The organism is Enterobacter sp. 168J2, from assembly GCF_034107265.1.
GTDB lineage: Bacteria > Pseudomonadota > Gammaproteobacteria > Enterobacterales > Enterobacteriaceae > Enterobacter > Enterobacter nematophilus.
The window spans coordinates 71,156-83,322 of record NZ_JAWNEB010000011.1 but is presented as its reverse complement, the minus strand read 5'-3'; the positions used below and the strand labels follow the sequence as shown (position 1 = coordinate 83,322).

Below are 12,167 nucleotides of genomic sequence, written 5' to 3'. Positions count from 1 at the left end.
GTTTTATCCGTTCAGCGGGTGCGTCTTTTTCCAGTGCAGCAACGCGTCGCGCGTGACCCGTTTGCCGTAAAACGTTTTGATGCGGCGTCCTTTTTCTTCACCGCGATGCCAGAGAGAGCGGGCCATGTGATGCGGGAAAATCTCTTCGCGTAACAGGCGGAACATGTCCCGCGCGTGGCCAAAGGGAGCGATAAAGTCGCGAAACCACAGGCGATCGCCGCTGCACCAGTCTTCCTCCGGCAGAAAAATTGCGGCTTCGTTGAGGTAGCGGCGTTCAGCCTCTTCGTTCATCCACGCCCAGCTCAGAAAAAAGATCGGGCGACCTTCTTTTTCTACCAGTACGTACTGCTGGCGTTTGATGATGGGCAGAAGAACCACAGGCAGCACGTGCAGCGGCGCATCCCGGTGGTTGAAAGAGTGCATCCAGAGCCAGACCGATGCGCCCAGCGCTTCTGCTTCGTTAAGGGTTTCACCCAGCATGAACGGACAGTGGACCGTGAACTCGCCATATCGCATCGTCAGAGATCCATATTCAGGTTGAAGCCGAAGGTGGCCGGGCTGGTTTTGAAGCCCTCGGGGCGAGAAAATGGTACGCCTGCAAACAGGTCGAAGCCGACTTTCCAGAACGTGCCGCGTAGCCCGGCTGCGCCGCCGGCCAGATGATTTCCCGCCAGGTATTCCGTTCCGTTACCCGCCACTTCGCCGTAGTCGGCTGCCAGATAAAACTCGGTGCCTGGGAGAGGGGTTTGCCAGGAGAGATCGTTTCGCACCAGCCAGCCACGATCGGCATTCAGGGTGCGTTCGCCATCAAAGCCGCGCACTGTCCAGCGTCCGCCAATAGAGAATTGATCCTGCGAGGTCAGTGGAGTGGTGCTGGTCTGGCGCTGCCAGGCTATGTCGTAGCGGAAACGCTGGTCGATCAGCTCAAACGGCAGGCTCAGACGGGCATCCGTGCGAAGAATGCGCGTCAGCGCCGTGGCCTCATCGAAAACTTCTTCAGGCGCAGGCTGCGCGCCAAACCAGCGAGTACCGCGCTGATAGCTTATTCCCGCATCCAGCGTTGCCGGGCCGAAATAGTGACGGTGCGAAAGCCCTGCTTTCCAGGAGGAAACGTGGCGGCGTTGAACCTCAATTTCGGTGTCGCTGATGTAGTTTCGCGTTGTCCGGCTCTCAACGTCCCAGGTGAATGCGGTTTTTTGCGCGCTGTTGCGGTGCAGTACCCGGCTGATCTGGGCAGCCAGGCTCTGGCTCTTCCCGCTGTAGCGGTAATCACCGCTCAGTCCGGCGACCGTCTGGTGATAGTGGTAGTCGCTGCCGGTCAGGGAAAACCCCCACCAGCCAACCGGAACGGACCAGTGGGCGCTGAGGTTCTGGTTGCCTTTCTCCGGCCCGGTTTGCAGGTCGTGGTTAATGGAAAACCAGAAGAGATCGCTCAACGCCAGCGGGTTATCCAGTGAGAGGGTCAATCCACCCTGATAGCGCCCGGTTGATGACGAACCGGCGTCGTCAAGCGACAGGCCAAGCCGCCAGAACTTGCGCTGCTGGCGGGAAATGACAATATCGCTCTCGCCGGGCTGTTCGGCAGGAACAATCTCCATTTCCACCTGCACGGTGGGCAAACGCTGGAGGTTCTCAAGCCCTTGTTCAATGTCCCGTAAATCGAGCAGATTGCCGTCATGCGCCGGGAAGGCGCCGTAGAGCCAAATCCAGGGGCTGCTCTTGTCGGTTAAGGTGACGTGACGAATTTTTCCCGGTATCACGGCCAGTTTTAGATTGCCGCTTTTTATATCCTGAGCGGGGGCCAGCACGCGTGCGGTCGTCCAGCCGTGGGAAATCAGCCGGTTCTGAAGCGTGCTCATGAGGTGATTAATCCCTTTCGCGCCGAGGCATCTTCCCACCGCCCGATCCGCGAGGCGTTGCAGCGGAAGCCAGTGTGGCAATGCCTCCTGTCCCGCGAGCGTGACGTCGTGAATAACAAAACAGGGTGTCTCGGCTGGGAATGTCGTGGTGATGGCTTTTTCGGCGGGAGGCTGCAGGCGAACGTCCGGTGCCTGCGGCGTCAGCTGGGCTTCCAGAGCCTGCTGACGCTGTTGCTGAAGGATAAATTGCTCATCTGCCGGTGCGGCGACAGCCGCCGATGAAAGGCTGAGAACAGCGCAAATGAAAAAAGCGGTTCTGCCCGTCGTAAACAGTCGAAATTCCATTTCAACACTTTCCCTTACAAATAGTCATGTTTTGTTGCGAGGGATAGTGACGAAGTAATAGTGAGTTTTCTACGCGCAGCGCCTAAATAAAATCTGAAATGTCGCGCTATGGCAGGGGCTTGAGACGTGGGGAGGCGGATTTAAAAAAGCGGGAATTTACAGGCCGGGCAAGCGTGCGCCGCCCGGCACTGTCACAGGAGGCTACTCCCCTTCACCCGGGAACAGGAACGGGTTAATCGAGCTGCGGGCAAAGCCCTCTTGCTCCATCTTCGCGTCCAGAATCAGTGAGGCGAGATCGTCCGCCACCGCTTCGACTTTCGGGTCTTTTTCCTGATACAGAATCTTCAGGTAGGTTCCGCAGTCGCCGCAGCTTTCGGCTTTCACCGCCGCGTCTTCATTTTCCAGCGACCAGTAGTTGAGATCGCGGGTCTGCTCGCAGTTGCTGCACTTGATGCGCACCACGTGCCACTCGGTTTCACACAGGTTGCAGTGCAGGTAGCGCAGCCCCTGCGTGGTGCCAATCTGTACCATGCTGGAGACGGGCATTGAGCCGCACACCGGGCAGAACTGGCGCGCTTCGCCGTATTCGGCGCGGGCTTTACCGGGGATCAGGCTCGCCATTTGCGCCCAGTAGAGCGACAGCGCGGCCCAGATAAACGGCGCTTTATCGCTGCTGACCAGCGAGAAGTCGGACGCGAACAGCGCGCTCGCCATCTCTTCCAGCTCCTGATCGGAGGCTTTTTCCAGGTTCTCAATGACCGCCAGCGCCGTGCCGCTCATCTCCGGCTTCAGCTCGGCAATCAGCGAATGCAGCAGCTTATGCCAGTGCTTGTCGCGTGGCAGGACGTGTATGTCCAGCGGCGGCTTGCCCTGCGCGTTGGCTTCTTTGATGCGTGCGGTCAGGTCCATTTGCAGCGGGTGGTCGTACAGCACCACTTCCTGCGCGTGGGCGACCAGCGCGGCAAAACGCAGAAAATCGCCCAGCGGGTTGTTCTCTGCCAGCTCGCGCAGACGCTCTGCGCGGCGGTTGTAGAGGTTCTTGAGTCTGGGGAATAACAACGGCGGAATATACTCCGCCGTGCGTTTCTCGCTCGACCCCAGCTCATCTTGCGGGATTATGCGAATACTCATTCAGATGACTTTTCCTGTTTCTGGCGGACTTCACGGTACCAGCGCGGGTGATGTTTCTTCGCCCACGTACTGGTTACCCATCCTTCCACCATCGCGGTAATGGTGCCTTTCACCCAGAGGGCGGCGTAAATATGCACCATGATAACCACAATTAACGCCACTGCGGCAAATGAATGCAGCATCAGCGCAAATCGGATCACCGGGATTGAGAAAGCAGGCGCAAAGTACGGACGCCAGATGATCACGCCGCTCACCAGCAACAGGACCAGGAAGATAATCGCCGCCCAGAATACGCATTTCTGGCCGAAGTTATAACGCCCGGTATCACCTACTTCCTCGTTGACGACGATCTTACGAATATTCTTCGCCCAAAAGATATCATCCCGATTGATTAGGTTATGGTGCCAGTAGCGGAAAAACATGATGATAAACGAGGCAAACATCACCACACCCACGAATGGGTGAAGGATGCGCGCCAGCTGCGGCGTGCCCAGCACCTGCATCAGCCAGTTGAAGGAGGGGAAGAAGAACCCCAGCCCGCTTATCGCCGCCAGCATGAAGCAGAAGGCGGTGACCCAGTGGTTGATGCGTTCCGGTGCGGTGTAGCGCACGATGGTGTCACGTTTTCTCATTTGCGCACCTCGTCTTTCTCTTCATGCAGGTTGTCGTCTTCCTCTTCCGCGCGGTTCGGACCAACGCCGACGTAGTGGAAGATGCTCGCTGCGAAGGTGGCAGCAAAACCTACCGCTGCCAGCGGTTTCCAGATGCCTTTCCAGAACTTCACGGTGGCGCTGATTTCCGGGTTCTCCGGCAGGCCGTGATACAGGTTCGGCTTGTCGGCGTGGTGCAATACGTACATGACGTGCGTACCGCCAACCCCGGCCGGATCGTACAGGCCCGCGTTGTCGTAACCGCGGGTTTTCAGCTCGCCTACGCGCTCTGCCGCCAGCGTTTTCATATCCTCTTTAGAGCCAAAGTGGATGGCGCCGGTTGGGCAGGTCTTCACGCATGCAGGCTCCTGGCCCACGTTAACGCGGTCAACGCACAGCGTACATTTGTAGACGCGGTTGTCTTCCGGGTTCATGCGCGGCACGTCGAACGGACAGCCGGCGATGCAGTAGCCGCAGCCGATGCACTGCTCGGACTGGAAGTCGACGATGCCGTTGGCATACTGAATGATAGCCCCTTCTGACGGACATGCCTTCAGGCAGCCCGGATCCGCACAGTGCATACAGCCGTCTTTGCGGATCAGCCATTCCAGCTTGTCGTTCTGCTCCACTTCCGAGAAACGCATCACCGTCCAGGACTTGGCGGTCAGGTCCGCCGGGTTGTCGTACACCCCGACGTTGTGACCCACTTCGTCACGGATGTCGTTCCACTCTGAACAGGCTACCTGACAGGCTTTACAGCCGATACAGGTGGTCACGTCGATAAGCTTCGCCACTTCCTGCTGGTGGTCCCGCGCCTGAGGCGCGGGCGTGAAACCGTTAGTCGCGGAACGACGGATAATGTCTTGAGATTGATAAGCCATAAGTCGTCTCCGTTACACCTTTTCCACGTTCACGAGGAAGGCCTTAAACTCCGGCGTTTGCGTGTTCGCATCGCCGACAAACGGCGTCAGGGTGTTCGCAATGAACCCTTTCTTCGCCACGCCCTCATAGCCCCAGTGAATCGGAATACCGATGGTATCTACCTGCTGACCGTGAACGTTCAGCGTGCGAATGCGCTTGGTCACCACCGCCTTGGCCTTGATGTAGCCGCGGTTGGAAGAGACTTTCACGGTATCGCCATGGGCAATGCCGAGCTTGTTCGCCAGCTTCTCGCCGATCTCCACAAACTGTTCCGGCTGCGCGATGGCGTTAAGCAGCGCGTGCTTGGTCCAGTAGTGGAAGTGTTCGGTCAGACGATAAGTGGTGCCCACGTACGGGAACTTGTCCTTTTTACCCAGCGCTTCAAAGTCACCCTTGAAGATACGGGCTGCCGGGTTAGAGACCACGTTCGGGTGCAGCGGGTTGGTGCCCAGCGGCGTTTCAAACGGCTCGTAGTGTTCCGGGAACGGCCCTTCCGCCATCTTGTCGATAGCAAACAGGCGCCCCATCCCTTCAGGCTGCATGATAAACGGCCCGACGTCGCTGCCCGGTGCGGCGGTGCTGTAGTCCGGAATATCCACGCCGCCCCATTTCGCGCCGTCCCACTTCAGAAGCTGACGCTTCGGATCCCACGGGTTGCCCTGCGGGTCAGCGGAGGCACGGTTATAGAGGATGCGGCGGTTAAGCGGCCACGCCCATGCCCAGCCCAGCGTATTGCCAAGGCCCGACGGGTCGGCATTATCGCGGTTGGCCATCTGGTTGCCTTTCGGCGTCCAGCTACCGGCAAAGATCCAGCAGCCGCTTGACGTGGTACCGTCATCGCGCAGGTGTGCGAAGGTACTGAGCTGATCGCCTTTCTTCGCCAGAACCGCGCCGGTAGCCGGGTCGATAACGTCCGCCAGCGCCTTGCCGTTGCTCTCCATCGCCACTTCTTCCGGCGCAGGGTTTTCCGGCGTCGAGTAGTTCCACGTCATGTTCAGCACAGGCTCAGGGTTCGCGCCGCCTTCTGCCGCGTACATCTTACGCAGGCGTAAGAAAATACCGGCCAGGATCTCGCCGTCGTTCATGGCGATGCCCGGGGCGTCCGCGCCTTTCCAGTGCCACTGCAGCCAGCGGCCGGAGTTAACGATAGAACCGTTCTCTTCCGCGAAGCAGGTGGACGGCAGGCGGAACACTTCGGTCTGAATCTTCGACGGATCGACGTCGTTCGATTCGCCATGGTTCTGCCAGAAGGTCGAGGTCTCGGTGTTGAGCGGGTCAATCGTGACCAGGAACTTCAGCTTCGACAGAGATTCGACAACCTTGTTCTTGTTCGGGAACGACGCCACCGGGTTAAAGCCCTGGCAGATATAGCCGTTGACCTGGCCCTGGTGCATCATCTCAAAGTACTGGAGAACGTCGTAACCTTTGTCCCACTTCGGCAGCCAGTCAAAGCCCCAGCTGTTTTCCGCCGTCGCTTTGTCGCCGTAGAAGGCTTTCATCAGCGAGACGAAGAACTTCGGATAGTTGCCCCAGTAGTTCACCTGGCCTTCGAGCAGCGGTTTTGGCGTGCTGGCCGTCAGGTAGGTCTGCAGGTCAGGCTGTTTCTCGCTTGGCAGGTTCATGTAGCCCGTCAGGCTCTGGGACAGCAGGCCGAGGTCGGTCAGACCCTGAATGTTGGAGTGACCGCGCAGGGCGTTCACGCCGCCGCCTGCCATCCCCATGTTGCCGAGCAGCAGCTGCACCATTGCCATGGTACGGATGTTCTGCGCGCCGATGGAGTGCTGCGTCCAGCCGAGCGCATACAGGAACGACGCGGTTTTGTCCTTCGCGCTGGTCTCCGCGATCAGCTCGCAGACCTTCAGGAAGTCCGCCTTCGGCGTGCCGCAGATGTTCTCAACAACGTCCGGCGTGTAGCGGGAAACGTGCTCTTTCAGCAGGTTCCACACGCAGCGCGGGTGTTGCAGAGTGGTATCGCGCTTCGCAAAGCCTTTCTCATCCAGCTCGTAGTTCCAGCTGGTTTTGTCGTACTTGCGTTTTTCCGCGTCATAACCGCTGAACAGGCCATCTTCGAAGTGGTAATCCTCACGCACGATCAGGCTGGCGTTGGTATAGGCTTCGGTGTACTCGCGGTTATATTTTTCGTTAGTCATCAGGTACAGCAGTACGCCCGACAGGAAAGTGATGTCAGTACCTGAACGAATAGGGGTGTAGAAATCCGCCACTGACGCAGTACGCGTAAAGCGGGGATCGATCACAATCAGTTTCGCACCGTTGTGGATTTTGGCTTCCATCGCCCAGCGGAACCCGACAGGGTGCGCTTCAGCGGCGTTACCGCCCATCACCACAATGAGGTTGGCGTTCTTGATGTCGACCCAGTGGTTGGTCATCGCACCGCGACCAAATGTTGGAGCAAGACTTGCTACCGTTGGTCCGTGTCAGACACGCGCCTGGTTGTCGACCGCGAGCATACCGAGTGCGCGCGTGAATTTCTGGGTTAAATAGCCGGTTTCGTTGCTGGAGGCAGAAGCACACAGCATCCCGGTGGAGAGCCAGCGGTTAACCGTAACGCCGTCGGCGTTCTTCTCAATAAAGTTGGCATCGCGGTCTTCTTTAATATGTTTTGCGATGCGGTCAAACGCCTCTTCCCAGCTGATTTGCTGCCATTTGTCGGAGCCAGGCGCGCGATATTCCGGGAATTTCAGACGGCTTTCGGAGTGGATAAAGTCCACCAGACCGGCCCCTTTCGGGCACAGCGCGCCGCGGTTGACCGGATGGTCCGGGTCGCCTTCGATATGGAAAATAGACGCTTTGGCGTTTTTCGCACCGTCGCCGAGGCTATACATTAACAGCCCACAGCCGACGGAGCAGTACGTACAGGTGTTACGGGTTTCGCGGGTACGCAGCAGTTTGTACTGCCGCGTTTCCGCCAGCGCTACGCCAGGCGCAAAGCCCAGTGCCGCTGCCGTGGTGCCTGCCATACCGCCAGCGCAGATCTTAAAGAACTGCCTTCTGCTGACCTGCATGGGTCACTCCTTGTTCGACATTGCTTATATATGTAGTTTTAACTTCGCGGTTGAGAATTGACCGCAAAGGAGAAAAATTTGCGTTAATCCCTCATTTCTCCGAGGGATATCATCAGAATACCACAATGTCGGTATACCTGTTCCAACGGCGTTAATACAAAGTGAACGTATTATCACTGTGTTGATTATAAAGTGTGATACTGATCACACTATTAGCTCTGCATGTTAAAGGGGTGTAGCGGGGGCCGGGTTGCACCTCTTCTTAATGAGTAGGAGAATGAGTGTCGAAAAGTTGATCCATACTATGCGTAAGGCCTGTGGTTTATGCTGCAATAGCAGGCTTACTTCCGTGGTTGTTCAGGAATACCGCTGTGTCTAAACAAAACCGTGCTACCCGCTCATCGCCACTGCCTGCGGGCATTGTGGAACTGTCGGTACGCAGACCGCCCCACATTACCCATGCCACGCCCGATTTTCTGGCTGAAGAAGTGCCCGTTGCCCTCGTTTACAACGGTATTTCGCACGTGGTGATGATGGCTTCACCCAAAGATCTCGAACTGTTCGCCATTGGTTTTTCCCTTTCGGAAGGCATCATTGCGCACCCGCAGGAGATCTACGGTATGGACGTGGTGCAGGCGTGTAACGGTCTTGAAGTGCAAATCGAACTCTCCAGCCGCCGCTTTATGGGGCTGAAAGAGCGCCGCCGCGCGCTGGCCGGGCGCACCGGCTGTGGCGTCTGTGGCGTTGAGCAGCTTAATGATATTGGCAAGCCCGTCGCGCCACTGCCGTTTACCCAGACCTTCAATCTGGCGCATCTCGACCGTGCGCTTGAGCACCTCAACGACGTTCAGCCCATCGGCCAGCTGAGCGGCTGCACGCATGCGGCGGCGTGGGTGTTACCGTCGGGTGATATTGCCGGAGGGCATGAAGACGTGGGCCGCCACGTCGCGCTGGATAAGCTGCTGGGGCGCCGGGCGCGTGAAAGTGACGTCTGGCAGCAGGGCGCCGCGCTTGTATCCAGCCGCGCCAGCTATGAGATGGTGCAGAAGTCCGCCATGTGCGGCGTGGAGATCCTGTTTGCGGTGTCGGCGGCAACCACGCTGGCGGTAGAAGTCGCGGAGCGCTGCAACCTGACGCTGGTGGGTTTCTGCAAGCCGGGCAGGGCGACGATTTATACCCATCCGCAGCGGTTAATAGTTAATCAGTAATTTTGAATGATAATAGCAAATCCTTCCGCTTTTAGTTGTTCAGGATGAGGGCTAGTATTTACCTCATCAAGGCACGGTGCCTTACCTAAACAACTTAATGAAAGGGTTTATATTATGAAAAGCATCAAAACTTTTGTCGCTGTAATCGCTCTGGCTGCTTCATTTGGTTCTTTCGCTGCACAGACTGTTACTGCAACCGCGTCCACCATTGATGGCGCAGAAGCGAAAATCGCGGCTCAGGCTCAGGAAGCGGGCGCGTCTTCTTACAAGATTACCCAGGCGTTTTCCGGCAACCGTGTACACATGACCGCTGAACTGAACAAATAAGTTATGCTGCCGCTGTCCCTGCTCTTCGGAGTCGGGACAGGTTTACTTTCTGCTGTTCCTTCCCCGAATCTCCCGCATATCTTCCAGGGTATTCCTGATTAACGAAACAATAACTGTAAAAGTTTCTCCTCTTTAGTTACTTTTGTTTGAAATTAAGCAATTCCATACACATTTCAAATATAAGGTCAGACCAGCCTTCTTCATATATTTATCAAAATAATGCATTGTGTTTTTTTGATGCTGTATTACCGGTTTCACATTCAATGCAAATATGATTGATCTTGAGTTTTAAGGAATTCCTCAGGCGTAAATCCTAAAAGGATTTTGAAGCATTGATCGAGTTTATCTGTGATGCTATTTTCCAAAAACAAGCTGTTTTACGTAATAACACCAGGCCAGATATTAATTATCTGGTTTATTTTGTATTTCACTTATATAAGGAAATTAAATGAACGCGATGTTTAAAAAAGGGATGCTGGCGTCCGTGCTGGCTGTAGCAGCGTCTTCTGCAATGGCGGCATCCAGCATTGATATTCAGGTTACAGGTAAAATTGTTCCGGCTTCCTGTACGCCAACATTTACAAGCGGTGGTGGTATTGCTGATTACGGCACCATGAAAGTAGCTTCACTGAATTCCACGAAGGCAACGGCGCTGGCTGATGTGAAAATCATCCCTATTTCTATTACCTGTGAAGATGCGACCCGTATTGGCGTAACGTTTAACGATGCGCATGCTGACTCTGCGCCTACTGGGGACGTTCCTGTCGCTTTCATTGACCTGGACTTTGAAACATCAGCACGAAACACGGCGGGTTTAGGGATGTATAACGGCAAGAAAATTGGTGCCTATTCATTAGGTATTCAATCTGAAGCCGGTACGGTAACGAACGATGCGGGCGATAATCTCTACCCGATTTTCTCTAAGGACGGCGCCTCGTGGGGGAGTAAATCAGGTTTCCGCTATCTGCAAATCGCGACTGACAAGAGTGAAATTTATTCCTTCAGTGACGTTCCTTCTGGTCAACCTGTCGCACAAACTAAGGTTAACTTTAACGTTGGCGTCGCAGCACAGATCAACCCAACCAATGATTTAAATATTACGGATGAAGCCACGCTGGATGGTTTAACCAACGTTGAGCTGGTTTATCTGTAATTTGAGTTTTCACAAAATCATTTAGTCATAAACCGCAGGTTAATATTTTCTATGCGGTAGCTATTTAATTTGAATAAGGAAATGAAATGAACGCAATGTTTAAAAAAGGGATGCTGGCATCCGTGCTGGCTGTAGCGGCGTCTTCTGCAATGGCGGCATCCAGTATTGATATTCAGGTAACGGGTAAAATTGTTCCTGCTTCCTGTACACCAGCCTTTGTTAGCGGTGGTGGTGTTGCTGATTTCGGTACGATGAAAGCGGCTGATTTGAATTCTACAGCGCAAACAAAACTGGCAGACTTGAAAGTAATCCCTATTTCGATTACCTGTGAATCCGCTACGCGTGTAGGTGTTACGTTTAATGATGCCCATGCTGACTCTGCGCCAACTGTTGATGTAACCACGAACTTCGCTGCACCAGATTTACAGCTTGATCCTCCATATACTGCCGGGCTGGGCATGTACAACAGCAAGCCAATCGGCGCCTATTCCATGGGTATTGATAAAAGAGCAGGTGCAGCGACTAACGCTGACGGTGATAACCTTTATCCGTTATTTTCATCAAACAATGGTGAAGTCTGGGGTAAAAAAGGTCTTGATTACATCCCTGTTAAAACAGACAAGAGCGAAGTATATGCATTTAGCGATGTACAGGGCGACTTAATGCCTTCTGCACAAACTCAATTTAACTTTAATGTGGCTGTGTCTGCGATCATCAACCCAACTAACGATCTCAATATTATCGACGAAGCTACGCTGGACGGTTTAACCAACGTTGAGCTGGTTTATCTGTAATAGCATCAAATTAAACACTCCACATCCGTGGAGTGTTATTTCAATATTAATGGACTAATATTATGCTGCTTTTAAAAAGAACGCTGATTTGCGCTTGCCTCTTAGCCTCGTTTAATACGCTGGCCGCCGGAATGGTGCCAGAAACGTCGCTGCTGATTGTGAAAGAAGACGAGCAGGGTGCCAGCATGGACGTCAAAAACACGGATGCTGACGCGCAGCTGCTGTATACCAAACTGGTCGACTTGCCAGATGACCCAAAACCCAGCCTGATTGTGACGCAGCCGGTGGTGCGCGTGGACGCGGGCAAAACCCAGCGTGTGCGCTTTGTGCTGAAAAACAGCGCCGAACCGCTGAAGGTGGAGCATTTAAAACGCGTTATCTTCACCGCTATTCCGCAGCGCGAAAAAAATAAAGTCAAAGTAACCTTTAGCCAGAACCTCCCCGTGATTATTCGCCCGGCAGGGCTGGCGCTCAATCTGGAGCCCTGGAAAGATCTGACCTGGCAGGTAAATAACGGTAGCGTGATTGTCGAGAATAAAACGCCTTACGTTGTGCGCATGGAGCAAAAAGCAAAATTATTGCCATCAGGTTCCCTTGCTCAGTTCCCTAAACCCTATATATTGCCCGGCGAGAAAATAACGCTCAGCATTAGAGGGAAAATAGCGCCTTCAGATAAGAAAATTGAAATATTACCGGCAACGCGTTATGGCTACAAAGCGCAGAGTTATGTTGCCGAGCTGAAATAATAGCAAAAAT

11 protein-coding genes are annotated in these 12,167 nt (G+C 54.7%); 5 read left to right on the top strand and 6 right to left on the bottom strand.

The genetic code is table 11. The annotated features are described in order from the left end of the window. Positions 1-3 precede the first annotated feature (3 nt). The 6 genes from USG84_RS20635 to fdnG all read right to left on the bottom strand — a co-directional run bounded on the left by USG84_RS20635 (position 4) and on the right by fdnG (position 7,929). Positions 4-516, bottom strand: coding sequence for a toxin-activating lysine-acyltransferase (locus USG84_RS20635; RefSeq protein ID WP_151412541.1), 513 nt, complete (start codon positions 514-516; stop codon positions 4-6). 2 nt (positions 517-518) lie between these two features. Continuing rightward, entirely contained in the window at positions 519-2,204 is a 1,686-nt protein-coding gene (locus USG84_RS20630) for a ShlB/FhaC/HecB family hemolysin secretion/activation protein (RefSeq protein WP_151412540.1), read from the bottom strand. Between the two features lie 201 nt (positions 2,205-2,405). After that, positions 2,406-3,335, bottom strand: a complete 930-nt coding sequence (fdhE, locus tag USG84_RS20625; protein ID WP_061096528.1) for a formate dehydrogenase accessory protein FdhE — start codon at positions 3,333-3,335, stop codon at positions 2,406-2,408. Next, a complete protein-coding gene (fdoI, locus tag USG84_RS20620; protein WP_010436852.1) occupies positions 3,332-3,967 on the bottom strand; it encodes a formate dehydrogenase cytochrome b556 subunit in 636 nt (211 codons plus the stop codon). Before fdoI ends, fdhE begins: the two co-directional genes overlap by 4 nt. Then, the gene (gene fdxH / locus USG84_RS20615; protein WP_003861960.1) at positions 3,964-4,866 is read right to left on the bottom strand and encodes a formate dehydrogenase subunit beta; all 903 of its coding nucleotides are present in this window, start codon (positions 4,864-4,866) and stop codon (positions 3,964-3,966) included. The genes fdoI and fdxH overlap by 4 nt, the downstream gene beginning before the upstream one ends. Before the next feature lie 12 nt (positions 4,867-4,878). Beyond that, complete coding sequence (gene fdnG, locus USG84_RS20610) at positions 4,879-7,929, bottom strand: formate dehydrogenase-N subunit alpha (RefSeq protein WP_266179929.1); 3,051 nt, start codon at positions 7,927-7,929, stop codon at positions 4,879-4,881. 371 nt (positions 7,930-8,300) lie between these two features. On the opposite strand from fdnG, the gene fdhD reads away from it, so the two are divergent. The 5 genes from fdhD (at position 8,301) to USG84_RS20585 (ending at position 12,157) form a co-directional block, all read left to right on the top strand. Continuing rightward, entirely contained in the window at positions 8,301-9,137 is an 837-nt protein-coding gene (gene fdhD / locus USG84_RS20605; protein WP_253543443.1) for a formate dehydrogenase accessory sulfurtransferase FdhD, read from the top strand. 114 nt (positions 9,138-9,251) lie between these two features. After that, entirely contained in the window at positions 9,252-9,464 is a 213-nt protein-coding gene (locus USG84_RS20600) for a DUF1471 domain-containing protein (protein ID WP_021242795.1), read from the top strand. A 448-nt stretch (positions 9,465-9,912) separates the two neighbouring features. Next, positions 9,913-10,617: a DUF1120 domain-containing protein gene (locus USG84_RS20595; protein ID WP_151412539.1), complete on the top strand. Its 705-nt coding sequence runs from the start codon at positions 9,913-9,915 to the stop codon at positions 10,615-10,617. 86 nt (positions 10,618-10,703) lie between these two features. Next, positions 10,704-11,411 (top strand): DUF1120 domain-containing protein, encoded by a 708-nt coding sequence (locus USG84_RS20590; RefSeq protein ID WP_151412538.1) that lies wholly within the window; start codon positions 10,704-10,706, stop codon positions 11,409-11,411. 62 nt (positions 11,412-11,473) lie between these two features. Continuing rightward, on the top strand, positions 11,474-12,157 hold the full coding sequence (locus USG84_RS20585) for a fimbria/pilus chaperone family protein (protein WP_151412537.1): 684 nt from the start codon (positions 11,474-11,476) through the stop codon (positions 12,155-12,157). Positions 12,158-12,167 lie beyond the last annotated feature (10 nt).

Excerpts from the sequence above, each read along its gene's own strand:
- USG84_RS20590 (WP_151412538.1), top strand. The coding sequence starts at position 10,704 with ATGAACGCAATGTTTAAAAAAGGGATGCTGGCATCCGTGCTGGCTGTA.
- USG84_RS20585 (WP_151412537.1), top strand. The coding sequence starts at position 11,474 with ATGCTGCTTTTAAAAAGAACGCTGATTTGCGCTTGCCTCTTAGCCTCG.
- USG84_RS20595 (WP_151412539.1), top strand. The coding sequence starts at position 9,913 with ATGAACGCGATGTTTAAAAAAGGGATGCTGGCGTCCGTGCTGGCTGTA.
- fdoI (WP_010436852.1), bottom strand. The coding sequence starts at position 3,967 with ATGAGAAAACGTGACACCATCGTGCGCTACACCGCACCGGAACGCATC.
- USG84_RS20630 (WP_151412540.1), bottom strand. The coding sequence starts at position 2,204 with ATGGAATTTCGACTGTTTACGACGGGCAGAACCGCTTTTTTCATTTGC.
- fdxH (WP_003861960.1), bottom strand. The coding sequence starts at position 4,866 with ATGGCTTATCAATCTCAAGACATTATCCGTCGTTCCGCGACTAACGGT.
- USG84_RS20635 (WP_151412541.1), bottom strand. The coding sequence starts at position 516 with ATGCGATATGGCGAGTTCACGGTCCACTGTCCGTTCATGCTGGGTGAA.
- USG84_RS20600 (WP_021242795.1), top strand. The coding sequence starts at position 9,252 with ATGAAAAGCATCAAAACTTTTGTCGCTGTAATCGCTCTGGCTGCTTCA.
- fdhE (WP_061096528.1), bottom strand. The coding sequence starts at position 3,335 with ATGAGTATTCGCATAATCCCGCAAGATGAGCTGGGGTCGAGCGAGAAA.